This window comes from Herbiconiux sp. 320_LB (assembly GCF_059691755.1).
Genome location: NZ_JCAWAD010000006.1, coordinates 47,903 through 71,386, shown reverse-complemented (window position 1 = coordinate 71,386; position 23,484 = coordinate 47,903). Strand labels below are relative to the sequence as shown.

The window sequence follows — 23,484 nt, the reverse complement described above, 5'->3', positions numbered from 1 at the left end:
CCCGCCGATCACGCTCAGACCCCGGCGGAGGCGGACGACTCCGCGGCAGCGGGCGAACCGGCAGCGGGCGAGCCGGCAGCGGGCGAACCAGCACCAGCCGAACCCGCACCAGCCACCGAACCCGCACCAGACGCCGCCCGCACCGCCTCGATCAGCCCCGCGTACGTCAGCGCGCTGTCCTTCGGCGTGCGCTCGAGCGTGTCGTAGTCCACCCGCACGATCCCGAACCGCTTGCCGTAGCCCCAGGCCCACTCGAAGTTGTCCAGCAGCGACCAGACGAAGTAGCCGCGCACGTCGGCGCCATCCTGCACCGCCTGCGACACCGAGGCGATGTGGTCGAGGATGTACCGGGTGCGCAGCTCGTCGTGCACCGCCCCGTCGGGCGAGACCGTGTCGTCGTACGCAGCACCGTTCTCGGTGACGTACAGCGGCGGCAGCGTCGGGTACTCGTGCCCCAGGCGCACCAGCAGCGTGCGGAGCCCGGCCGGGTTGACCTCCCAGCCCATCCCCGTGAGGGGGAGCCCCCGCAGCGGGAAGGTGACGTCCTCCGAGCCGACGAACGGCGACCGGGTGGGACGGCCGCCCGCCACCGCGTGCGGGTCGACCGGCACGAACTCGGGGTCGGCCGGCCCTTCGAGCGGATGACCGCTGACCTGGTCGTCGTGGTAGTGGTTCACGCCGAGGAACTCCAGCGGCTGGGAGATGGTCTCGAGGTCGCCCGGGCGCACCAGCCCGGTCTCGCTCACCTCGTCGAGCCCGAACTCGGCGAGGTCGCGGCGGATGTCCTCCGGGTACTCCCCGGTGAGGATCGGGTCGAGGAAGATGCGGTTGTTGAGCGCGTCGATCCGGCGGGCGGCCTCGAGGTCGACGGGGTCGGTCGGATCCTTCGGCACCGCGTTGGTGAGGTTGAGCGTGATGCCGAGCTCCGGCGCGCCGAGCTCCCGCAGGCGCTGCACGGCGAGGCCGTGGGCGAGGTGCTGGTGGTGCACGGCCGCGATCGCGGCGGCGGGCTCCTGGCGCCCGGGCGCGTGCACGCCCGAGGCGTAGCCGAGCAAAGACGAGCAGAACGGCTCGTTGAACGTGGTCCAGTGGGTGACCCGGTCGCCGAGCGCCTCGTAGACGATCTCGGCGTAGTCGCGGAAGCGGTACGCGGTGTCGCGGTTCGCCCAGCCGCCCTTCTCCTCGACGGCCTGCGGCAGGTCCCAGTGGTACAGAGTGAGCCACGGCAGGATGCCGTGCGAGAGCAGCTCGTCGACCAGTCGCGAGTAGAAGTCCAGGCCGGCCGGGTTCACGTCGCCGTCGGCGGGGCGGATGCGCGACCAGCTGGTCGAGAAGCGGTACGACCCGAGACCCAGCTCCTTCATCAGGGCGACGTCGGCGGGCATCCGGTGGTAGTGGTCCACCGCCACGTCGAGCGTGTCACCGTTCAGCACCGTACCGGGCACTCGGGCGAAGGCGTCCCAGATGGAGGCCTGCTTGCCGTCCTCGAACGCGGCGCCCTCGATCTGGGCGGCCGCGGTGGCCGAGCCCCAGAGGAAACCGGGCGGGAAGACGGGGGGGAACGGCGGGGTGGTCATGCGGCTGCACTGCTCCTTTGCGTGGTGTGCGTGATCCGAGCGCTCCGGTCGTGCGTGAGAGCGCTCTCCCGACCCAGTATCCCAGTAACCCGCGAGAGCGGGAAACCGGTGCCGGCGACAGCGGCGAAACGACGGCGGGGAAACGACGGCGGCGAAACGACGGCGGGGAAAAGGGGAACGGCCCGGGCGTGAGCCCGGGCCGTTCGTGGTGGTGCTGGTGTCCGAAGACCGAGTAGGACTACTTGGTCAGCGGCTCGAGGGTCGGGTCGTTGGCGTATGCCTCGGCCGCGTTCTCCTTGGTGACGATCACCGGGTCGAGCAGGAAGGCCGGGACGACCTTCACGCCGTTGTCGTACGACTTGTCGTCGTTGGTGGTGACGGTCTCACCCTTCTGGAGCTGCGAGACCATGTCGACGGCCTGCTGGACCAGGTTGCGGGTGTCCTTGTTGATCGTCGAGTACTGCTCGCCGGCCATGATCGACTTGACGGACTCGACCTCGGAGTCCTGACCGGTGACGACCGGGATCGGCTTTCCGGCGGCCTTCACCGAGGTGATGATCGCGCGTGCCAGGGTGTCGTTGGGCGACAGGACGCCGTCGAGCTCGGTCGAGCCGTAGCTCGAGGTGAGCAGCGAGTCCATGCGGCTCTGGGCGTTCTCAGCCTTCCAGCCGGCGGTGGCGGTCTGCTTGATGTCGGTCTGGCCCGAGACGACCTTGACGTCGCCCGAGTCGATGGCCGGCTGCAGGACGCTCATCGCGCCGTCGAAGAAGACGGCCGAGTTGGCGTCGTCCGACGAGCCCGAGAACAGCTCGATGTTGTACGGGCCGGTGGCCTTCTTGGCCTTCATTCCGTCGAGCAGGGCCTGACCCTGGAGCTCGCCGACCTTGAAGTTGTCGTACGCGACGTAGTAGTCGACGTTCGGCGTGTTCAGGATGAGGCGGTCGTAGGCGATGACCGGGATGCCGGCGTCGGCAGCGGCCTGAACCTGCGTGGCGAGCTGGCCACCGTCGGCGGCGCCGATGATGATGGCCTTCGCGCCCTTGGTGATCATGGCGGAGATCTGGTCCTGCTGGTCCTTCACCGTGGTGGAGGCGCCGGCGTACTGGATGTCGGACTTGAAGCCCGCGGCAGCCAGGTCGTCTTCGAAGAGGCCACCGGCGAGAACCCAGTTCTCCGAGGTCTTCGAGGGCAGCGCGACACCGATCAGGGAGTCGGCGGCGAAGCCGGCCGCGGCGCCGTCGGTGGAGCCACCGGTCGAGCCGCCGTCACGGCTGGAGCAGCCGGACAGTGCGAGGGCCGTTGCGGCGGCGATCGCTGCCGTTGCTATGAGCATTTTCTTCATCGTTGAGTACTTTCTCTCGGTTGGGGTTGTGGTGATAGGGAGTTGAGTTGGGGGCGTCAGCCGCGGGGGCGTGACGTGTCGGGGGTGCCCGCCGTGGGCACGAGGCCCTGCGGGTCCTCCGACGGGGCCTCGCCCGCGCCGACGGACGGCGAGGAGGAGGTGGGCTCGAGGTCGAGCTTGTCCTTGCGCCGGCTCTTGGTGAGGAAGCCGATGATCGAGGGGCGACCCTGCGACTTGTTCCAGACATCCAGGCCGACGGCCACGAGGAGCACGAGGCCCTTGATGATCTGCACGCGGTCGGCGCCGACACCCAGCAGCTGGAGGCCGTTGTTCAGGACGGCCATGACCAGACCACCGATGATCGACCCGCCGACGGTGCCGATACCACCGGCGACCGCGGCGCCACCGATGAAGACGGCGGCGATCGCGTCGAGCTCCCAGCCGATGCCGTCCTGCGGGCCGGAGGCCTGCGAGCGGGCCACGAAGATCATGCCGGCCAGAGCCGCCAGGATCGACATGTTCATCATGACGAGGAAGTCGATGCGGCGGGACTTCACACCGGACAGCTCGGCGGCGTGCTTGTTGCCACCGACGGAGTAGATGTGACGACCGAAGATCGTGTTGCGGGTGACGAAGGAGTACACCAGCACCAGCACGCCCAGGATGATGCCCGAGATCGGGAAGCTGGTTCCCACGCGGCCGCCGGCGAAGAGCACCGTGGCGAAGCCGACGACGACCACGAGCACGACGACCTTGACGATGCTGACCCACAGCGGGGCCGGCTGCGAACCCATGGTGCGCTGCACGCGGCGGGCGCGGATCTCCATGAAGACCACGGCCAGCGCGATGATGAGGCCGAGCAGCAGGGTGAGGTTGTTGTAGCCGGTGTCCGGGCCGACCTCGGGGAGGTAGCCGGCGCCGATCTCGGTGAAGCCCTGGGGCACGGGGATCGTGTTGGCGTTACCGATGAGCTGGTTGCCACCACGGAAGATGAGCATGCCGGCCAGGGTCACGATGAACGCGGGGACGCCGACGAAGGCGACCCACCAGCCCTGCCAGGCACCGATCAGCGCGCCGACGACCAGGCCGAGCAGGATGCCGAGCGGCCAGGGGAGGTTCCAGGACTGCATGGCGGTCGCGACCACGATGCCGGTGAACGCCGCGACCGAACCGACCGACAGGTCGATGTGGCCGGCGATGATCACCATCACCATGCCGATCGCGAGGATCAGGATGTAGGCGTACTGGCTGACCAGGTTGATCAGGTTGCCGGAGGAGAGCGTCAGCCCGTCGGTCAGGATCTGGAACAGCACGATGATCGCGATCAGGCTGAACAGGATGCCGAACTGGCGGACGTTGGACGTGCCGCCGCCGAACATCTTGCCCAGGTCTCGGAATGAGAATCGCTTCTTCGCGGAAGCCTCGGTCGATGCGGTCACTTGGTCACAGCCTTCGTCTTCATGGAGGTCATGCTCCTCATCAGGGTTTCGGGATCGGCTTCTTCGGCCGGGACGTCATTGGTGATGGCACCCTCGAAGATCGTGTAGATGCGGTCGGAGACGCCGAGGAGCTCCGGCAGTTCGGAGGAGATCATGATGACGCCCTTGCCCTGGGCGGCCAGGTCGCGGATGATGCCGTAGATCTCGGTCTTGGCGCCGACGTCGATGCCGCGGGTGGGCTCGTCGAGGATCAGCAGGTCGGGGTCGGTGAACATCCACTTCGCCAGCACGACCTTCTGCTGGTTTCCGCCGGAGAGCTTGCCGACGCCCTCGTTGACCGTGGGCGTCTTGATCCGCAGGCTCTTGCGGTACTGCTCCGCGATCTGGAACTCGGCGATGTCGTTGACGACCTCGGCCTTGGCGATCTTCTTGAGCTTCGCCGAGACGACGGAGCGCTTGATGTCGTCCAGCAGATTGAGCCCGAGGGCCTTCCGGTCCTCGCTCACGTAGGCGAGACCGTGGTCGATCGCCTCGGTGACGTTGCGGATCTGGATCTCCTTGCCGTCCTTGACGATCTCGCCGGAGATGAAGTTGCCGTAGGAGCGGCCGAAGATGCTCATCGCGAGCTCGGTGCGGCCGGCGCCCATGAGGCCGGCGAAGCCGACGACCTCGCCGCGGCGCACGTAGAAGCTGGAGTTCTTCACGACCATGCGCTCCGCGACCTGCGGGTGCTGCACGTTCCAGTTCTTGACCTCGAAGAAGACCTCGCCGATGTTCGACGAGCGCTCCGGGAAGCGGTTCTCCAGGGTGCGACCGACCATGCCGCGGATGATGCGGTCCTCGTTCACGCCGTCGGCCTTGACGTCGAGCGTCTCGATCGTCTTGCCGTCGCGGATGATCGTGATCGCATCCGAGACGCGCTCGATCTCGTTGAGCTTGTGGGAGATCATGATCGACGAGATTCCGCGGCTCTTCAGGCCCAGGATCAGGTCGAGCAGGTGCTGCGAGTCGGCCTCGTTGAGCGCCGCGGTGGGCTCGTCGAGGATGAGCAGCTTCACCGACTTGTTGAGCGCCTTCGCGATCTCGACGAGCTGCTGCTTGCCGACGCCGATGTTCTTGATCTGCGTGTCGGGGTCGTCCTCCAGGCCCACGCGGGCGAGGAGCTCGATCGCGCGCTTCTTGGCCGTGATCCAGTCGATCGCGCCGAAGCGGGTGGGCTCGTTGCCGAGGAAGATGTTCTCGGTGATCGACAGCTCCGGGATGAGCGCGAGCTCCTGGTGGATGATGACGATGCCGGCGGACTCGCTGGACTTGATGTCGCGGAAGCGCATCTCCGAGCCCTGGAACAGGATGTCGCCGGTGTAGGTCCCGTAGGGGTACACGCCGGAGAGGACCTTCATCAGGGTCGACTTCCCGGCTCCGTTCTCACCGCAGATCGCGTGGATCTCGTTCGCACGCACCGTGATGGAGACGTCCGAGAGGGCCTTGACCCCGGGGAACTCCTTGGTGATCGAACGCATCTCGAGGATGACGGGATTGTCCCGTGTGTCCCTCGTGTCCGGACCTGTTTCCAACAAGCCGACCTCCTCGTCGTTTCCAACTGCTTCGTCTGACTGAGAAAGTCTGCATCGTCGGAGGCTTGCGGTCAAGTTGTGAACGCAACGTTGCGATAACGCTTAGGTGTCGAATCCGACGGCCTCGAATTCCTGGATCACGATCGAGGCCGCGCCCAGGGCTTCGGCGCGGTCGGTGAAGGAGGAGACGGCCAGTTCGGTGGTGTCGAACACCACCGGGGAGCTGTACCGCATGAAGCCCGTCCTGACCGGGTCCAGCATCCGGTCGCCGAGCCCGGCGAGGGGGCCGCCGATGACGACCATCCTCGGGTTGAGCAGGTTCGCGATGGCCGCCAGGGCGCGGCCGAGCGCCTGCCCCGCGTCCTCGACCACCCGGAGCGTCGCCTTGTCGCCCTCCTCGGCCAGCTTCACGATGTCGGCCGTCGAGCGCACGTTCTGCGGCTCACGGCTGAGCAGCTCGATCAGGATGGCGGTCGAGGCGATCGTCTCGAGGCAGCCGCGGTTGCCGCAGCGGCAGATCAGCCCGTGCTCGTGGATCGGCAGGTGCCCGATCTCGCCGCTGATGCCGACGTTGCCGCCGAAGATCTCGCCGTCGAGGATGAGCCCGGAGCCGATGCCCGTCCCGACCTTGACGAAGATGAGGTTGTCCACCCCCTTGTGCGGCCCCCAGGTGACCTCGGCGATCGCGCCCAGGTTGGCGTCGTTCTCCAGACGCACGGGTAGCTTGAGCCTGTCCTGGATCTCGTCGACCGTGATGCCCACCCACTGCGGCAGGATCGTGCCGTCGATGACGGTGTGGCTCCGGCTGTCGATCGGACCGGGCACCCCGAGACCAACGCCGATCACCGCCGAGCGGGTGCGGCCGCAGCCGGTGAGCAGCTCGTCGAGGAGGTCGGAGGCGACCTCGAGCGCGTGGTCGGCGTCGTGGCCGAGGGGAAGGGGGAGCCACTTCTCGGCGACGACCCGGTGATCGATGGTGCAGAGGATGACGCGCACGTGGCTGCGACCGATGTCGATCCCGGCGGCGATCGTGTCCTCGCCCGAGAGGCTGACCGAGAGCGCGCGCCGGCCCGAGCTGGTCGTGGGGGCCGTCGTGAGCAGTCCGCGCTCGACCATTGACTTGACGATGTTGGAGACGGTGGCCGTCGAGAGCCCGGTCTGACGGGAGAGTTCGGCCTGCGTCAGGCTGCCCGCCTGCAGCAGCGTGTGCACGATCCGCTGCTGGTTGAGCTTCCGAAGCGCCGCCTGTGATCCCGGGTTCGCGGAGCGGCGCGAGGTGGTGGTGCCGGGCGTCATCCTCGTATCGTGCCTCAGCGGATCGTTGTCGTCAACTAGTTAACGCAACATCGAGTCCATCTCGTGACCACCCTGCGTTCGCCCCGACGTAACACAACTTCGCATAGGGGCTCCCGTCCTCCGGGGCGTGCGAACCTGTCCGAACGATCGAGAGGAGACGTCGATGACCGAGCCGACCACAGCGGATGCCGGGCACCGAACCGCGGGTTTCGCGACCCGTCAGGTGCACGGCGGGCGAGGCGCCGCGGCCGACGGGGTCAACGCGCGGGCCACCCCGATCCACCTGACCGCGGGCTTCGTGTTCGACGACTTCGAGCAGGCGCGCGACCGGTTCCAGGGCGCGGAGGACGGCTTCACCTACACGCGGATCGGCAACCCGACGAACTCGGCGCTGGAGCGGCGGATCGCCGACCTCGAGGGCGGCACGGACGCCGTCCTGGTCGGCAGCGGCCAGGCGGCCGTCTCGGTCGCCGTGCTCGCGCTGCTGCAGGCCGGCGACCATCTCGTCTCGGCCGACAGCATCTACGAGGGGTCGCGGGGGCTGTTCCTGGAGAATTTCGGCCGTCTCGGCATCGAGACCTCCTTCGTGGCGGCGGCGAACGACCCGCTGGCCTGGGAGCGGGCGATCCGGCCGAGCACCCGGGCGCTGTTCGTCGAGTCGATCCCGAACCCGCGCAACGACCTGGTCGACCTGGCGCTGGTCGCCGCGGTCGCGCACCGGCACGGCATCCCGCTGATCGTGGACAACACCTTCGCGACCCCGTACCTGTTGCGGCCGCTCGAGCACGGGGCCGACGTCGTGGTGCACTCGGCGAGCAAGTTCCTCGCCGGCCACGGGACGGTGCTCGGCGGGGTGATCGTGAGCGGCGAGGGCTTCGACTGGGCGACGCCGGTGTTCCCCCACCTCGGGGAACCGGCCCGGAGCCTGGCGGGCGCGAGCTTCGTCGAGCGCTTCGGCCGCCGGGCCTTCGCGGCCTACGCCCGCGACGTCGTGGCCTCGCGCTTCGGGCCGACGCCCTCGCCGCTCAACGCCTTCCTGATCCAGCAGGGCATCGAGACCCTGTCGCTCCGGGTCGACCGGCAGTCGACGACGGCCGCGATCCTGGCCGACTGGCTCGAGCGTCGGCCCGAGGTCGAGCGGGTCGACTACTCCGGGCTCGCGTCGAGCCCGTCCCACGAGCTGGCCCGGCGGTACCTGCCCGAGGGGCAGGGCTCGGTGTTCTCGTTCACGCTGCACGGCGGACTCCCGGCCGCGCAGGCCTTCTTCGATGCGGTCGAGCTGTTCACCCGGATGACGCACCTGGGCGACGTGCGTTCGCTGGTCATCCATCCCGCGTCGACCACGCACGCGGCCCGGAGCGCCGAGCAGCGCGCGGCGGCCGGGATCGGCCCCGGGCTCATCCGCCTCTCGGTCGGGGTCGAGGACGCGGACGACCTGATCGCCGACCTCGAGCGGGGGCTGGCGGCGGCAGCGGCCGTGACGCCCGTGCGCGCACCGGCCCGCGCGAGGAGCGCAGCCCGTGCCGAGATCGCAGCCCGCACCGCGCACCCGGCCCGCACCGAGGTCCAGGCCCTGGCCGAGGTGGGTTGAGGATGTCGCGACTGCAGCACTTCGGCTGGTTCCTCTCGCGCGGCTTCGGCCCGCACGGCTGGGGGCACCCGTACTGGGAGTGGAACCACGACTGGACCCGCCCCGACCTCTACCAGCAGTCCGCCCGCACCCTCGAGCAGGCGGGCTTCGACCTCGTGATCATCGAGGACGCGCTCTCGCTCGGCAACGCGGACACGCTCGACCTCCGCATCCGCAGCGCCTACGGCGGGCCCAAGCACGACCCGCTGCTGCTCGCCCCGTACCTCTTCGACGTCACCAGCCATCTCGGCATCGCGCCGACCGTGAACCCGCTGGCGTACTCGCCGTACCAGGCGGCCCGCCAGTTCGCCACGCTGCAGCACTTGAGCGCGAGCCGCTTCGGCATCAACGTCGTCACCGACGTCGGTTCGAGCCGGCACTTCGGGGTCGAGCCGCTCGACCACGACGGCGCCTACGACCGGGCCGAGGAGTGGCTCACCGCCGTGCGCCGGCTCTGGCACAGCTGGGGTGAGGATGCGCTGATCTCCGACGCCGCGACCGCCCGCTTCGCCGACGGCTCGAAGCTGGAGGCCGTCGCGCACCGCGGAGAGCACTTCCGGTTCGACGGGCCGCTCAACGCGTTGCCGTTCCCCGGACTCGGCGGGGGAGGGGAGCTCTCGGGCGACCCGATCGTGGTCTCGCCGGGCGGTTCACCGCGCGGGCTCGCCTTCGCGGGCGAGCAGTCCGAGGTGCAGCTCGCGCTGGCCTCGCTCGACGTCGAGACGATCCGTGCCTACCGGGCGAAGGTGCACGCGGCGGCCCGGGCGCACGGGCGGCGACCCGCCGACATCGACGTGTTGTTCGTGTTCAAGCCGATCGTGGTCTCCAGCCGCGAGGAGGCCGATCGCCTCGTCGAGGCCTCCGCGCATCCGGACGACGCGACCCTGCTGGCGGTGGCCGCGGGTCAGTCCAGCGACCTCGAGACCGACCTCACCGGGCTCGACCTCGACAGGCCGGTGGACCCGGGGGTCTTCGGCGACCACGTCTCCCGCGGGAGCATCAAGGGTCTGCTGGGCGGCTTCGCCGACTTCGCCGATGCGACGCTCCGTGAGCTGCTCACCGCGAAGGCGCGGCTCGGCCGCATCTCGGAGCGGGCGGGCTACGTGGGCACCGCGGAGGAGATCGCCGACTTCATCCAGGAGCTCGGCGACGAGGCCGACAACGACGGCTTCATCTTCTCGGGCGACCTGCACCCGGTCACGATCCACCGGATGCTCGGCGAGCTGGTCCCCGTCCTCCGCCGCCGGGGCATCCTCCGCACCAGCTACGGCGACGGAGGCCTCCGCGGAAACCTGAGGGACTTCTAGCGCCCCTCAGGCCTCCGGAAGCCGGTGCCTACGCCTGCCCCTGGGGCTTCTGCACGGGGACCGAGCCGGTGGGGAGGTCGGGGAGCACGAGGGCGCCCGCCTGCTCCGCGGCGAGCTGCGCCTTGACGGCGGCGTCCTCCGCGGCGCTCTCCTCGAGGGCCGAGCGCTGACGCAGCGGCGTGGCCTTGAGGAAGAAGCTCAGCACGAACGCGGCCGCGACGACCCCGAGGCAGACCAGGAACACCGTGGAGGTGGCGTTGGCCCAGGCGTCGACGAACGGGAGGCTCAGCCGCGGGTCGGCGCCGACGAGGAAGGACGTGTCGCCGCTCAGCGCCGTGCCGAGCGAGGACGGGTCGGCCTGCGCGTTGGCGAGCACCTGGAGGATCGCGTTGTTCGCCGGGTTCGCCTGCACGGCCGGGTCGGCCGCAGCCGCCTGGGTGCCCGCGATGATCTCCGGGTTCGTGAACGAGTCGAGCAGGGTGTTGCCCAGGCGCGAGAACAGCACCGAGAAGACCACGGCGGTGCCCAGGGTTCCACCGATCGAGCGGAAGAAGGTCGAGCTCGACGTGGCCACACCGATGTCCCGCGGACCGACCGAGTTCTGCGAGGCGATCGTGAGGGTCTGCATCAGCTGGCCGAGTCCGAGGCCGATCACGAGCATCCCGATCAGCACGTACCAGACCGGCTTGTCGGCCGAGACGAAGCTCATGTAGATGAACGCGACGACCAGGAGGCCCGTGCCGAGCGTGGGGAAGATCTTGTAGCGGCCGGTGCGCGAGATGAGCTGACCGGAGACGATCGAGGAGATCATCAGGCCCAGCACCATCGGGATCATCAGCAGCCCCGCCTCGGTGGGCGTGGCGCCGGTCGCGATCTGCAGGTAGTTCGGGATCGTCATCATGGCGCCGAACATGCCGAAGCCGACCAGCACGCCGAGGATCGTCGCGACCGTGAAGGTGGACGACGTGAACAGCTTGAGCGGGATGATCGCGTCGTCGCCCATCCGGCGCTCGACCACGATGAACAGGGCCAGGCCCAGCGGTGCGAGCACGTAGCAGAGGATCGCGCCCCACGAGCCCCAGCCCCACTCGCGGCCCTGCTCGGCGACGAGCAGGATCGGCACGACGGTGACGATGACCGCGACCACGCCCCACCAGTCGATCCGCACCTCGCGCTTGGTGTGCGGGATGTGCAGGAACAGCAGCACGATCACCATCGCGATCGCACCGATCGGCAGGTTGAGCAGGAAGATCCAGCGCCAGCCGGTGATGCCCAGGATCTGGGGCGCGCCGGAGAGCAGGCCGCCCAGCAGCGGGCCGATCACGCTGGAGATGCCGAAGGTGGCGAGGAAGTAGCCCTGGTACTTGGCGCGCTCACGGGGAGCGAGGATGTCGCCCATCACCGTGAGGGCCAGCGACATCAGACCGCCGGCGCCGAGGCCCTGGATGGCCCGGAAGATCGCGAGCTGGTACATGTCGGTGGCGAGCCCCGCGAGCAGCGAGCCGACCAGGAAGATCGCGATCGCGATGATGTACAGCGGCCGACGACCGAAGATGTCCGACAGCTTGCCGTACAGCGGCGTGGAGATCGTCGACAGGATCAGGTACCCGGTCGTCACCCAGGCCTGCAGGCTGATGCCGTCCAGGTCGTCGCCGATCGTGCGCATCGAGGTGCCGACGATCGTCTGGTCGAGCGAGGCGAGGAACATGCCCGCCATCAGCCCGAAGATGATGAACAGGATCTGCCGGTGGGTCATCTTCCCGCCGGATTCCTCGAACTGCTTGGCGCGGGCCTCCGATGCGGATCGGCGGGACGACGGGCTGGTGCGCGACATGGGCATCCTCAGGACGAGAAGGAGAACGGGGGAACGCGCGAACATTGCGCAGACTGCAAAGTTACACCCGCTGCATCCGACCCTCAACCGAGGGCGGCCTCAGCCGCCGAAGAGTTTTCCGAAGAACCCCTTCTTCTTCGGCTCCCAGCCGCCCTGCTCGAGCGCCGCGATCAGCGGCTGCTTGATCTCGTCGGTCGTGAACGAGTACCCGTAGAGGTTGCCGTCGTGCGTGCCCTGCCGGTCGGTGGTGCGCGCCGCCGAGCCCACGCCGAACGAGAAGCTCTTCCTGTTCTCGCGCCCCTTGAACGTCGACGTGGAGGTGCCGAAGCTGATCCCGCCGTCGCCGGTGCTGCGCAGGCGCGACTCGGTGCGGGTGTCGGTCTCGTCGAACTCCCACGCCGACTCGGCGGGGTCGAGCGTGACCCTCAGCTCGTACGAGGCGTCGATCGTGCCGGCGGCCGTGAGTGCGGCCCACTTCACGTCGGCGTACTTCCAGGTGGCCTGGATGCCGTACGGCGCCGCCTGGTAGACGAAGGGGAGGTCGTCGCTGTTGAGCGCGAGGACGCGCGCCTGAGCCTGTTCGAAGCTGTCTGCCATGATCCGAACCTAGGCCTCGGTCGTGGCAGTCGCCTGGATCTCGCGCAGCTCGCCCCAGAGCTCGGTGGCCTGCTCGCCCGTCGCGGTGACCGTGATCTGCACCAGGTCGGTGACCGGCCCGTTCTCGACCACGGCGACCCGCACGCCCTGCATCAGGGTGCCGACGCGCTCGTCGGGGTAGCTGAACTCGATGCGGAACCCGGGCTCGCCGAGCACCTCGAGCTCCTCGCGGCCGAGTTCGACGACGCCCGGGATGCTCCCCACGCGGGCGACCACGGCGTCGATCGCCGTCTGCAGCGTGTAGTCGGAGCCGAAGCGGGAGACGGCCACGACGACGTTCGGCCGGAACTGGCCCTGCTCGACGGTCTTGCCGGCGGCGAGCACCGCTCCGGAGACCGAGAGCGCCTGCCAGTCGTCGGGCAGCGTGAGGGTGACGGACGGGAACGCCGGAGCGGCATCGCCGGGGAAGGTCAGCGTGTGAGTCATGGGTTCAGCCTTTCAGCTTTGAGGATCGGGGAGGAAGAGGGGGAGCGGATGCGGGTCAGAACCCGAAGAAGTCGGCCACGGAGTCGACCGCGTCCTGCGGGCTGAACGAGACGTCGAAGTTGACGCCCGCGCCGATGCCCAACGCGGCTCCGACGTCGACGCTCACGCCGACCTCGTCCATCGAGATGCTCGCGTCGACGTTGGCGTGGGCTCCGACGCCGGCGTAGACCTCGGCACCGCCGCCCGCCGTCACGCCGAGCGCCGAGACGCTGCCGTCGACTCCGGCCTGAGCGCCCGCGAAGGCGTCGAAGCCGGCGTTCGCACCGATGCCGTCGGGGCCGATCGTGGCTCCGGCTTCGGCGCTCGCCTCGGCTCCGGCCATCGCGGAGGCGCTGCCTTCCGCACCGGCCAGGCCGTTCAGCACCGAGACGGAGCCGTCGGCCGAGGCCTCGGCGCCCACCATGGCGCTGGCCGAGGCGTTGGCCTCCGCGCCGTCGAGGCTGATGCCCGCGCTCGCGCCCGCGTCGGTGTCGATGCCGACGAAGGCGCCGGCGTTGCCCTCGCCCGAGACGGTGCCGTTGTCGAACTCGCCGTGCGCGTCGGCGCCGGCGCCCCACTGCCATTGGGCGTTCGCGTTGGCACTGGCAGAGGTGGGGCCCGTCTCGGTTCCGGCGGAGGCCGAGCCGTCCGCCTCGAAGCCGTGCGCGTTGCTCGATCCGCTCGAGGAGCCCCCGGAGCCGGACGAACCGCCGCTTCCGCCGGTCCCGGCCGCACCGCCGGCTCCTGCTCCCGCTCCCGCGCCGGAGCCGGTTCCGCCCCCGCCGCCACCCATGGTGTCGGTCGAGGCCGCGTCCTGCTCGTCGGCGTTCTTGAGGAGGTCACCGCTGCCGCCCTGGAGGGCGCTGACCGCGGCCTTGAGCTGCGAGGTGTACGTCCCGTTCCAGTCGGCGCGGAAGCTCGTCGCATCCGGACCCTTCCAGGCCTGCGTCTGGTTGACGCTGGAGGTCAAGGTGGACGTGACCGTGTTCAGTTGATCGGCGGCAGTCTCGAACTGCTTCGCCAGTTTTCGGAGCGCGGCGACATCCGCTCCATAGAATCCCCCAGGCATGGCTCCCTCTCAGCGCGTGGATCGGACGGGACGACGGAAGGCGGGGACCCGGTCGGGCCCCCGCCGGATCCGACTAGGCGTTGGAGGTGGCCTCCTGGTCGCTGGCGTTCTTCGACGCCTTCTGCGACGCGTCCTCGAGAGCGGTGATGACCTGCTTGAGGGCGGCGGTGTGCGTGGTGTTCCACTCGTTGCGGAAGCCCTCGGCGTCCGGACCGGTCCACTGCACGCTCTGGAGAGCGCTGGTGAGCGTGGTCAGGATCTGCTGGACCTGCTGCGACTGCGTGTTGAGCTGCTTGCTGAGCCCGCGAACCTGCTCGACATCAAGACCCCATACGGCCATTGTTCTCTCCTTTTCGTTCCGCGGCCCGGGCTGTCCGGTTCCGCTACTTCTCGTGAGTTCGTCCTCACGAGAAAGACACTATTGAGCCTTCCGACGAACGTCGATGGGGAGAACTACCCATGGCTCCCCATCCCCTCCCGTCAGTCGTCCCTGGTGGCGAGCTGCACCTTCGTCAGTCGCCCGCCCTGGATGAAGAATCCCCGGCCAGGCGGCAGATCCGCTCGCTTGAACCGGCCGAGCGAGGTGCCGAGCAGGGAGTCCCCGTCGAGCTCTCCCGGCACGAGCAGCAGCCCGCGCTTGGAGTTCTTGAACGGCCCCGCGAGGGTCCAGGCCGCCGACCAGGTCGAGGACTCGCTCTCGCCGATGACGAACACGTCGTCCCGGAGCGCGCGCTTGATGAGCCGGTCGACGTCGGCCTCGGCCGGCGAGCCGTTGAGCTCCCCGACGTTCTCGACGAAGATCGCGAACTGGCTCGGCCTCAGCGTCTCGGCGTCCAGCTGGGCCGTCACGTCGTCCGCGAAGGCGGAGATCTGCGCCGGGTCCGAGAGCGACAGGCTCCAGATCGGCAGGGGCGTGAGGCTCGTCCGGCGCGGCGAGACGTGCACGAGCCGGATGCCGGGGTCGGCCCGGCGCAGGGCGGTCGCGATCGTCGCCAAGGCTGTCGAGCGCCCGCTGCCGGCGGTTCCGGCCACCAGCAGGGCCCCGCTCGGCGTGATCGAGAACGGCCCGAGGGTGTCGTCCCGCACACCGATGACGGGGGTGCCCGAGGAGACGGCCGGAAGCGTGCCGAGCGGGATCGCGTCGCCGAGGGTGAGGATGGGCGCCGCGGGCGCCACGCCCTGCCGCTGCATCGCCTCGGCGAGCTTGGCGATCTCGCGGGCCTGGATCGCCACGTTGGAGTCGGCGCCGAGCACGGCGACCTGCACCTCGTCGCCGTCCATCACGCCGCGGCCCGGGGGCGAGACGGCGCTCAGCGTGTCCTTGGGGGCGCCGACCAGCGAGTAGTCGTCCTCGTTCGCCATCCGGAGGATCAACCGGCGCTGGATGGTGGAGCCCAGCGACGCGGGCACCGAGTTGGGGCGGTCGCCGGTGATCACGATGTGCACGCCCACGCCGCGGCCGTCGGTGGCGATCTGCGAGAAGGTGGTGAACCAGGCCGAGTGGCCGCCGAACTCGTACTGGTCGCGGAACGCGCCGATGCCGTCGACCAGCACGAGGATGCGCGGCTCCTCCGGCGCCCCGGCGAGCCGGCGGTACTCGCCGATCGAGCCGGCCCGCACCGCCGAGTACCGGATCGACCGGTCGTCGACCAGGTCGCGCAGCATCCTGAGCAGCCGGATGACCCGCTCCTCGTCGTCGCCGGAGATGATCGCGCCGACGTGCGGGAGGTCCTCCAGCATCGTCAGACCGCTCGAGCCGAAGTCGAGGCCGTAGACGTGCACCGGGCCGCCCCGCGGGGTGACGGCGGCCGAGACCGCGATCGTGCGGAGGGTCGCGCTCTTGCCGGAACCGCCGGTGCCGTAGATGGCCATGTTGCCGTCGCGGTCGGGCTCGTAGAAGACGGTCGGCTGGCTCTGGGTGGCCGGGTCGTCGATCACCCCGAGCAGCAGTCGCTCGTCGGTGCGCGGGTTCGGCAGCAGCGAGAAGTCGTAGACCGCGGCCAGCTCGTCGAGCCAGGGCTTGCGGGGCTCGGGGATGTTCGCCATCGAGGCGGCGGTGCGGATGCTCGACACCAGCCGGGCGATGTCGTTCGGCCCCTGCTCGACCGACTCCGGGGTCTCGGTCTCGGGGATGTCCCAGGTCGCGCCGGAGCCGAAGTCCATCTCGGTCAGGTCGATCCGGGGGCGCGCGGGCTCGTTCGTCGTCCAGCCTCCGGCGTACCCGGTCTGGAACGGTGCGATCCGCCCCGGGCCGGTCTTCGCGGCACCACGACCCGGGATCGACTGGTCGAAGTAGGCGGCCATCGGGTCGCCGAGGATGTCGCTGGAGTCGTCGGCGTCGGCCATCCGGAGCGCGATGCGCAGGTTGGTGTTGGCGCGCAGGTTGTCCTTGATGACACCGGCGGGGCGCTGGGTGGCGAGGATCAGGTGGAGCCCGAGCGAGCGGCCGCGCTGGGCGACGTCGACGACCCCGTCGACGAACTCGGGCACCTCCTGCACGAGCGCCGCGAACTCGTCGACGACGATCAGCAGGCTCGGCGGGGTGTCGGGGTCGCCCGTCTTCTCGAGCGAGACGAGGTCCTTGGCCTTCTTGCGGTTCAGCAGGTGCTCGCGGTAGCGCAGCTCGGCCCGGAGGCTGGTCAGCGCCCGGCGCACCAGGTGCGGGCTCAGGTCGGTGACCAGGCCCACGGTGTGCGGCAGCGCGACGCAGTCGGCGAAGGCCGCCCCGCCCTTGTAGTCGATGAACAGGAAGGTGGCGCGGTCGGGGCTGTGCGCTGCGGCCATGCCGAGCACCCAGGACTGCAGGAACTCGCTCTTGCCGGCACCGGTCGTGCCGCCGACCAGCGCGTGCGGGCCCTGGTTGCGGATGTCGAGGTAGAACGGCTCGGTGCCGGAGTGCCCGACGAGCGCGCGCAACGAGCCGGCGTGCTTGCGGCGCTGGAACGGCGATCCGTCCCTCACGGCGATGGAGTTGCTCTCGCGCCAGCGGTCGATGACCGCCTCGGGCACCTCGGCGAGCTCGCTGCCGACCAGCGACAGGTAGGAGACCTGGCGCGGCAGGTCGGAGTCGTCGTCGACCGGCGCCCCGACGTCGACGACCGGCGCCAGCTGGCGGGCCAGCCGGTGGGCGGTGTCGGCGTCGACCGTCTCGCACTCGAGGGGGAAGGTGTGCTCGCCGAGCCGCACCTGCCCGGCCGTGCCGGCAGCGGGATCCTGGTCGATGCTGACGAAGCTGCGGCAGGCGGCCGGGAGGTGGGCGATCGAGGGCGCCGACCAGACCACGTGCACGTTCGCGTCGGCCCCGCGCTCGACGATCCGGGTGAGGCGGCCGCGATCCAGCGGCGTGTCGTCCTCGATCACGAGCAGCACCGACGGGGTGATCGGGTGCAGGAGCTCTTCGCCCTCGGCTCCCGCCCGGCCGCCGGCCTTCGCCTTGGGGGATTCCATCGGGCCGCGGGGGCTCGGCGCCCCTGCGGTGCGGGCGTCGATCAGCTCCTCGATGCGGGCGAGCAGCGAGGCGCCGCTGCCGGGGTTGTCGGCGAGGTGGTCGCCGGCGAGCGGGCTGTGCGGCGACGAGGTGTGGGGCAGCCATTCCAGCCACTCCCAGGTCGCCCGGGAGGTCGGCGACACGAGCGCGCAGACCACGAGCTCGGCGGGCGAGTGCAGCCCCACGAGCTGGGTCAGGATGCCGCGGGCCACTCCCTGACGCTCGGTCGCACCGCCGGCCACCCCGAGGGCGCCGGCCCGGCGGAACTCCACCACGATCGGCACGCCGTCGATCCGCGAGAACCGGTCGGCGACCTCCTCGACCTGGGCGTAGTACTCCGGCAGCGCGTCGTTCTCGTTCGGCGTGGTGACGACGTCGCGGCTGGGCGCGGTGCCGAGCCCGAGCCGCGCGGTGAGGAAGGTCGGATGCTCGGGCCGGTTCGTCCACATCAGCTGGCCGAGCCGCTGCACCGCGTCGATGGTCGCCGACACCGGCGGGGCCTCGGAGACCCGCACCGCGCGCTGCACCCGCTGCTTCTCGTGCATCGAGGTGACGAAGGCGTCGAGCGACTCGGTGAACTGCTTGATCGCATCCCGCAGCTGACCGCGGGTCTGGAGCTTGTGGTCGACCCAGGTGCCGATCATCAGGATCGGGCTCAGGGCGATGAAGATCAGGCTGAGCGGCGACCCGGTGGCCAGGAACAGCACCGGACCCATGATCAGCGGGGCGATCAGGGCCACGATCGGGAAGCGCAGCGGGGTCGGCTTCTTCGGCGGGGTGGGCGCGGGGTACTCGTCGCCCGGGTAGCGTGCGATCACCCGCGGCGAGCGGTTGAACTCGATCACCGGGGTCGACGGAGCCGCCCCGCCCAGTCGCTGCAGCGGCACCACGCAGATCGCGGTGTCGCCGAGCACGACGACGTCGGCCGAGGTCAGCGCGGTGCGGGAGACCTGCTCGCCGCCCATCAGGAGGCCGTTCGCCGACTTCATGTCGATGATCTCGACCTGCTCGCCGATGTTGATGCGGGCGTGGCGCTTGGAGACCAGGCTGTCCGACAGGCGCACGTCGATCCCGCGCTCGCGGCCGATGTAGCTCGAGCCGAAGGGGAGCGGGAACTCGGCTCCCGCATCCGGCCCGCTGAGCACCCGCAGCGTCGCTGCGGCGGGGCCCGCCGAACCGGGCGCGACGTAGCCGTCGCTGGCCTGCACCAGGTCGAGCACCGACCCGGAGCGCACGCCCGCGTCGAGCAGATTCGAGGCCGGGTCGGCCACGCGCTGCTCGCCCGTGGAGGCGCTGATCTGCAGGGTCAGCCGCTGGCTCGGTGATTCGCCGGAGCGCTGCGGGTCGGCGACGTAGATCGCGTCGGCGATGTCACCGACGCTCGCCGTGGCGTCGGCGGTGATCACCAGGTTGCTGGTGCTGCCGCCGGGGCGGCGGAGGGTGGCTTTGATGCGCATCCGGTACTACCTGTCGATCGGTGGGGGAGTCGGGGCGGGCCGGCGGCCCGGGGACGCGGTCATTCGGCTCCGTCGTCGTGCGGTTCGTCGAGCAAGGGCAGGTCGGCCTTCGTGACCAGACGCGAGAGCACGGCGTACTCGACCAGCCGGGCACGTCGGTTCGTCGCCAGCGCGCCCACCCCGCCGCGGAGGCCTTCGACCCCGGTGCGGCTGAGCTTGTCGCAGACGTTGTCGAGCTTGCGGTTGAACCGGCTGAGGGCCCAGCCGAGCCGCTCGGCCGCGGCCTGGGAGGAGGGGATCTCACTGGTGCCCGTGCCGTCGCGCCGCAGCATGGTCTCGGCGAGGGCGAGGATGAGCAGCTTCTGCGAGGCGGTGAAGCTCACCGCGCCGACGGTGGTCGCCCCGCTGCCGCTGGGCGCGGGGCTGGCATCGACGAAGGTGGGGGCCGAGGTGTGCACGGTGAACTCGTAGCTGGTCGGGCCCGCCGTGAACACGACGGTGGTGAGGCCGAAGACGATCGGCATCCGCGCGCCCGGTGCGAGCCAGGCCTGCATCGTGCGCGAGGCGTCCGACACGGTGGCCGACAGGCGCGAGCCGACGTTCGAGAGCCACCACATGCCGTCGACGTTCGCGATCTGGAGGAAGCGGCGGTGCAGGTACTGGTTGTCGTCGATGTCGAGATCCGCGTCGCGGCCGATCTCAAAGGGCTTCTCGCGGTCGAGCGGGAACCACTCGCCGCAGAACTCGACGCTGGCGTCGGAGTGGTGGGCCGCCGTGGGGGCGGTCTGGTCAATGGTCATGCCGTGCATCCGTTCGTCATGGCGTGCAGCCGATCGTCGGCTCGGAGCCCTTGCCGTCGCTGCGTACGACGCTGACCTCGATGCAGACCGAGGCGGCGCCCCCGGTCGGCACGGTCACGGTCGGCTGGTCGATCCGCACCGCCTGGTTGGTCGCGCCCGGGGTGACGAGGGCCCAGCGGAAGGTGTCGCCCGGCTCGGGCGCCGGGTTGTCCCAGGTGAACACGGCGTTGCCGTCGGCTCCCACGGCGCCGGTGACGGCGCTCGGGCCCGCGACCGTTGAGTTGGTGATCTGGATCTGGTCGACGGGGCTGTCGGTCTCGGTCGCGTCCTGCTGCGCAGGGCTCCCCGCGCCGCCGTTCAGGGCGAAGACGATCGCGCCGACGGCGATGACGACCACGAGGGCCCCGCCGCCGAGCAGGTAGGGCAGCAGACGGCGGCGCGACGAGGATGCGGCGGGCAGGTCGCCGGAGTCGGGCCCGGTGGGGGCGCGCTGCACGGTCTGCTCGACCGGAGGGGCGTCGACGGTGAATGTGCGGCCGCGGGGTCCCTGACCCTGGCCGCGGGCTGGGGCGGGGACGCCGGCGGGCGTCGAGGCGGGAGAGCCGTACGGGGCTGCTCCGGGGGCGGCACCCGGGCCCACCGGCGGTGCGGTCGGGGCCGCGCCCCGCCGCTGCGTGCGCTCGACCACGTCGGGGAGGGCACCCCCGGCCGGCGCGCCGCCGCGCGAGGTGACCGGTGCGGGTGCCGGGGGAGTCGAGAAGCTCGGCGCGCGGCTCCCGCCGGCCGGGGAGGTACGGCCGGGAGCCGGACCGGTCGGGTCGATCGTGACGATCCCGCGGATGCGGGTGTTGCCGTCGTCCTCCTCCTCGAGGTCGTCGGTGGGCAGCTGGTCGTCGAGCACGTCGGCGGGCGTGACCGAGAGGCTGAGCTCGAGCTGCACCTTCTGCAGCGCCCGGGCGAATTCGAGGGCCGAGGAGTAGCGCGCCCGCTCGTCCTTCGCCATCGAGGTCGCCAGCACCTCCTCGAGCGAGGCGGGCACGTCGGCGCGGCCCGTGGGCTGCAGGGTCGAACCCTGGATGCGGGCGATCAGGTCGAGCCCGGAGTTGGAACCGCCGGCGACCTCGAACGGCGAGCGGCCGGCGAGGATCGTGTAGACCGTGGCGCCGAGGGAGTAGATGTCGGCGCCGGTGCCGCTGGAGGGTTCGGAGCCGAAGACCTCCGGGGGCGACCAGGGGATCGACATCCCGACCGACTCCTGCTCGCCGCCGCCCACCAGGGCGACCGAGATGCCGAAGTCGGTGAGGGCGGGTCGGTTGTATTCCGTCACGAGAATATTGGCCGGCTTGATGTCGCGGTGCAGGATCCCCGCGCGGTGCGAGGTCTCGACCGCGCCGGCCACCTGGATGCCGATCCGGAGCGCCTCGGCGACGCTGATCTTCTCCCGGCGGTAGCGCGCACCGAGGTTGGGCTTCGGGCAGTACTCCATCGCGAGGTACGGCCGGCCGTCTCCGGCGATGTCGGCCTGGTAGATCGTGACGATCGAGGGATGCGTGGACAGTTGCGCCATCAGGTTGGCCTCGGCGTCGAAGCTCTCGCGCGCACCCTCGGTGAGGGCCTCGGAGAGCAGGACCTTGATCGCAACGCGACGGCGCGGCATCCGCTGCTCGTAGAGGAAGACGTCGGCGAACCCGCCCGAGCCGAGCAGCTGCAGGTAGGAGAAGCCCGGGATGTCCGGCGGCGCGGACGGGGGCCGGCGGGCGTTCATCGGATCTCCTCGAAGGTCACGGTGACACCCTCGCCCAGGTCGACGACGTCGCCGGAGAGCACGAGCACGGGCTCGTTCGGGCCGAGGCGGAGGGGCGGCGAACCGTCGCGGTGCAGCACCGAGCCGTTCGTGGTCGCGAGATCGACCACCAGCACGTGCCGACCCTCGAGGCGCACCTCGAGGTGGTTGCGCGAGATGTCCTGCTCGGGGCTGGCGACGGTGACCAGCACGGGCACCTGGTCGGCCTGCACCCGGTTGACCCGGGGGCGGCGGCCGATGATGATCGGCCGGTCGAGCTCGTAGCGCTCGCCGGTCGAGAGCAGCACGCGGCCGAGGGAGCCGCCCGCGCCGGCGGGGCCCGAGCCGGTCGTCGCGGCGGGGCCGGCGGCCGACTCGAGGCGGCGCATGGCGTCGAGCTCGGAGACCGAGATGGTGAGGCCGTCGTGATCGGTGTCGGGGGCCGCGGATCCCGCCGCTTCGGGAGGCGCGGAGGCGGGGGTGGCCGAGGCTGCGGCTGCCGCTGCGTTCATCGGCGGCACGGTGTGGCCGGTGAGGCTCTCGCTGCCCGACGCGGCGCCGAGCGTGCCGAAGCCCGGCACGCTGTCGATCAGTCCGCCGGTCTGCACGGGCAGCGCGGGCGCTGCTGGAGGGATCGCGGACGCTGCGGGTGCCGCGGGTGCCGCGGGGGCCGCCGGCGCCTCCGGCGAGGGGCGGCTCGCGGAGTGGGGGTCCGACGGGGAGGAGGAACTGCCGGCGGCTGCGGCCCCGGACTCGGTCTCGTCCTCGTCGTCGAGGTCGCGGACGGCCGCATCCTCGACCGACTTCACGATGGTCGCGCCCCAGAGGTGGTCGTAGGCGTCGTCGGGCAGCTCGGTCTGCGTGTACTCGATGTCGCCGAGCGGGGTCTCGGGTTCGACCGCCGGTTCTTGGGGGGCCTGGGGTTCCGCAGGGGCGTCTCCGGCGGTGGGCTCCTCGGCGGCACGCTCTTCGGTGCCAGGCGAGACGGCCTCCTCGGCGGCCGGTGCCTCTGTGGCCGGCGCCGCGGCGGCCGGTGCCACGGCGACCTGACCCTCGTCGGCCTGCGCCACGGCGGCCTGATCCTCGGCTGCCGGTGCGACGGCGGCCTGGTCCGCGACGGCGTCCGGGAGCAGGGTCGCCTCCGGGATCCCGGCCGAGACGTGCTCGGTCGCCGCCACCGGGGCCGGCTCCGCGGGAGACGACAGGGGCTCGTCGGAGCGTGCCGCGGGTGCCGCGAAGGGTTCCGCCTCCGCATCCGCAGCGGTTGAGGCCGCCGACGGGACCGATATGGCGCCGGGAGCGGCGTCGAGCACGAGGTCGAGGGCCGCGCACAGCACGACGCCGGCGGTGATGCCGAACCACTCGCCGCCGGGGATCTCGGCACCTGCGGGCCCGCCCGGGGTGCGCACCGTGGCGCGGCGGGGCTGCGAGACCGCGCGCTCGTTCCACGTGGTGACGTCGGCGCCCGAGACCGAGACGGTGGTGCCGTCGGCGTCGAGGAGATCGATCGAGGGCTCGCCCCGCACGGCCAGCCGCAGCCCGCCGTTCTCGGCGACCGTCGCCACCGCGAAGGGCGGCAGCGCGCTCAGGCTGGTCCCGAAGGATCCGGCCAGCGACTCCAGCACGGCCCCCAGCCCCTGGCCCTCGTCGAGCGCGGCCCGGATCCGGTCGAGCAGGGCGGAGTCGACGCTCTCGGGGAGCACGGCCGCGCCGAGCGGCGAGACCACGGCCCGCCAGGTTCCGGGCGTGTAGCGCACAGCGGTCATC

General features: G+C 70.7%; 16 protein-coding genes. 2 read left to right on the top strand and 14 right to left on the bottom strand.

Features of this window, described 5'->3' with window-relative positions; all coding sequences use genetic code 11:
* Window positions 1–14: 14 nt before the first annotated feature.
* The 5 genes from AC59HU_RS15685 to AC59HU_RS15665 all read right to left on the bottom strand — a co-directional run bounded on the left by AC59HU_RS15685 (window position 15) and on the right by AC59HU_RS15665 (window position 7,228).
* Window positions 15–1,577 (bottom strand): glycoside hydrolase family 1 protein, encoded by a 1,563-nt coding sequence (locus AC59HU_RS15685; RefSeq protein ID WP_497224358.1) that lies wholly within the window; start codon window positions 1,575–1,577, stop codon window positions 15–17.
* Between the two features lie 238 nt (window positions 1,578–1,815).
* Window positions 1,816–2,919 (bottom strand): substrate-binding domain-containing protein, encoded by a 1,104-nt coding sequence (locus AC59HU_RS15680; RefSeq protein ID WP_497224357.1) that lies wholly within the window; start codon window positions 2,917–2,919, stop codon window positions 1,816–1,818.
* Window positions 2,920–2,975: 56 nt separating this feature from the next.
* Entirely contained in the window at window positions 2,976–4,298 is a 1,323-nt protein-coding gene (gene mmsB, locus AC59HU_RS15675) for a multiple monosaccharide ABC transporter permease (protein WP_497224572.1), read from the bottom strand.
* A 56-nt stretch (window positions 4,299–4,354) separates the two neighbouring features.
* Window positions 4,355–5,878: a multiple monosaccharide ABC transporter ATP-binding protein gene (gene mmsA, locus AC59HU_RS15670; RefSeq protein WP_497224356.1), complete on the bottom strand. Its 1,524-nt coding sequence runs from the start codon at window positions 5,876–5,878 to the stop codon at window positions 4,355–4,357.
* A gap of 156 nt (window positions 5,879–6,034) precedes the next feature.
* Window positions 6,035–7,228, bottom strand: coding sequence for an ROK family transcriptional regulator (locus AC59HU_RS15665; RefSeq protein ID WP_497224355.1), 1,194 nt, complete (start codon window positions 7,226–7,228; stop codon window positions 6,035–6,037).
* 163 nt (window positions 7,229–7,391) lie between these two features.
* On the opposite strand from AC59HU_RS15665, the gene AC59HU_RS15660 reads away from it, so the two are divergent.
* Window positions 7,392–8,819 (top strand): O-acetylhomoserine aminocarboxypropyltransferase/cysteine synthase family protein, encoded by a 1,428-nt coding sequence (locus tag AC59HU_RS15660; RefSeq protein WP_497224354.1) that lies wholly within the window; start codon window positions 7,392–7,394, stop codon window positions 8,817–8,819.
* Between the two features lie 2 nt (window positions 8,820–8,821).
* A complete protein-coding gene (locus tag AC59HU_RS15655; protein ID WP_497224353.1) occupies window positions 8,822–10,165 on the top strand; it encodes an LLM class flavin-dependent oxidoreductase in 1,344 nt (447 codons plus the stop codon).
* Between the two features lie 28 nt (window positions 10,166–10,193).
* On the opposite strand, the gene AC59HU_RS15650 is transcribed toward AC59HU_RS15655, so the two are convergent.
* From AC59HU_RS15650 to AC59HU_RS15610, 9 genes are all read right to left on the bottom strand, one after another.
* Entirely contained in the window at window positions 10,194–11,999 is a 1,806-nt protein-coding gene (locus AC59HU_RS15650; protein WP_497224352.1) for an MDR family MFS transporter, read from the bottom strand.
* 99 nt (window positions 12,000–12,098) lie between these two features.
* A complete protein-coding gene (locus AC59HU_RS15645; protein ID WP_497224351.1) occupies window positions 12,099–12,596 on the bottom strand; it encodes a hypothetical protein in 498 nt (165 codons plus the stop codon).
* A 9-nt stretch (window positions 12,597–12,605) separates the two neighbouring features.
* Complete coding sequence (locus AC59HU_RS15640) at window positions 12,606–13,082, bottom strand: LpqN/LpqT family lipoprotein (RefSeq protein ID WP_497224350.1); 477 nt, start codon at window positions 13,080–13,082, stop codon at window positions 12,606–12,608.
* Window positions 13,083–13,137: 55 nt separating this feature from the next.
* Window positions 13,138–14,190 (bottom strand): WXG100 family type VII secretion target, encoded by a 1,053-nt coding sequence (locus AC59HU_RS15635; protein ID WP_497224349.1) that lies wholly within the window; start codon window positions 14,188–14,190, stop codon window positions 13,138–13,140.
* Window positions 14,191–14,263: 73 nt separating this feature from the next.
* On the bottom strand, window positions 14,264–14,530 hold the full coding sequence (locus AC59HU_RS15630) for a WXG100 family type VII secretion target (protein ID WP_497224348.1): 267 nt from the start codon (window positions 14,528–14,530) through the stop codon (window positions 14,264–14,266).
* Window positions 14,531–14,670: 140 nt separating this feature from the next.
* Window positions 14,671–19,134: a type VII secretion EssC family protein gene (locus tag AC59HU_RS15625; protein ID WP_497224347.1), complete on the bottom strand. Its 4,464-nt coding sequence runs from the start codon at window positions 19,132–19,134 to the stop codon at window positions 14,671–14,673.
* Window positions 19,135–19,193: 59 nt separating this feature from the next.
* The gene (locus AC59HU_RS15620) at window positions 19,194–19,934 is read right to left on the bottom strand and encodes an FHA domain-containing protein (protein WP_497224346.1); all 741 of its coding nucleotides are present in this window, start codon (window positions 19,932–19,934) and stop codon (window positions 19,194–19,196) included.
* Between the two features lie 16 nt (window positions 19,935–19,950).
* The gene (locus AC59HU_RS15615) at window positions 19,951–21,699 is read right to left on the bottom strand and encodes a serine/threonine-protein kinase (protein WP_497224345.1); all 1,749 of its coding nucleotides are present in this window, start codon (window positions 21,697–21,699) and stop codon (window positions 19,951–19,953) included.
* The gene (locus AC59HU_RS15610; protein ID WP_497224344.1) at window positions 21,696–23,483 is read right to left on the bottom strand and encodes an FHA domain-containing protein; all 1,788 of its coding nucleotides are present in this window, start codon (window positions 23,481–23,483) and stop codon (window positions 21,696–21,698) included. Before AC59HU_RS15610 ends, AC59HU_RS15615 begins: the two co-directional genes overlap by 4 nt.
* Window position 23,484 lies beyond the last annotated feature (1 nt).

Excerpts from the sequence above, each read along its gene's own strand:
- AC59HU_RS15620 (WP_497224346.1), bottom strand. The coding sequence starts at position 19,934 with ATGACCATTGACCAGACCGCCCCCACGGCGGCCCACCACTCCGACGCC.
- AC59HU_RS15645 (WP_497224351.1), bottom strand. The coding sequence starts at position 12,596 with ATGGCAGACAGCTTCGAACAGGCTCAGGCGCGCGTCCTCGCGCTCAAC.
- mmsA (WP_497224356.1), bottom strand. The coding sequence starts at position 5,878 with ATGCGTTCGATCACCAAGGAGTTCCCCGGGGTCAAGGCCCTCTCGGAC.
- AC59HU_RS15655 (WP_497224353.1), top strand. The coding sequence starts at position 8,822 with ATGTCGCGACTGCAGCACTTCGGCTGGTTCCTCTCGCGCGGCTTCGGC.
- AC59HU_RS15630 (WP_497224348.1), bottom strand. The coding sequence starts at position 14,530 with ATGGCCGTATGGGGTCTTGATGTCGAGCAGGTTCGCGGGCTCAGCAAG.
- AC59HU_RS15680 (WP_497224357.1), bottom strand. The coding sequence starts at position 2,919 with ATGAAGAAAATGCTCATAGCAACGGCAGCGATCGCCGCCGCAACGGCC.
- AC59HU_RS15625 (WP_497224347.1), bottom strand. The coding sequence starts at position 19,134 with ATGCGCATCAAAGCCACCCTCCGCCGCCCCGGCGGCAGCACCAGCAAC.
- mmsB (WP_497224572.1), bottom strand. The coding sequence starts at position 4,298 with ATGTTCGGCGGCGGCACGTCCAACGTCCGCCAGTTCGGCATCCTGTTC.
- AC59HU_RS15650 (WP_497224352.1), bottom strand. The coding sequence starts at position 11,999 with ATGTCGCGCACCAGCCCGTCGTCCCGCCGATCCGCATCGGAGGCCCGC.
- AC59HU_RS15685 (WP_497224358.1), bottom strand. The coding sequence starts at position 1,577 with ATGACCACCCCGCCGTTCCCCCCCGTCTTCCCGCCCGGTTTCCTCTGG.
- AC59HU_RS15665 (WP_497224355.1), bottom strand. The coding sequence starts at position 7,228 with ATGACGCCCGGCACCACCACCTCGCGCCGCTCCGCGAACCCGGGATCA.
- AC59HU_RS15610 (WP_497224344.1), bottom strand. The coding sequence starts at position 23,483 with ATGACCGCTGTGCGCTACACGCCCGGAACCTGGCGGGCCGTGGTCTCG.
- AC59HU_RS15660 (WP_497224354.1), top strand. The coding sequence starts at position 7,392 with ATGACCGAGCCGACCACAGCGGATGCCGGGCACCGAACCGCGGGTTTC.
- AC59HU_RS15640 (WP_497224350.1), bottom strand. The coding sequence starts at position 13,082 with ATGACTCACACGCTGACCTTCCCCGGCGATGCCGCTCCGGCGTTCCCG.
- AC59HU_RS15635 (WP_497224349.1), bottom strand. The coding sequence starts at position 14,190 with ATGCCTGGGGGATTCTATGGAGCGGATGTCGCCGCGCTCCGAAAACTG.
- AC59HU_RS15615 (WP_497224345.1), bottom strand. The coding sequence starts at position 21,699 with ATGAACGCCCGCCGGCCCCCGTCCGCGCCGCCGGACATCCCGGGCTTC.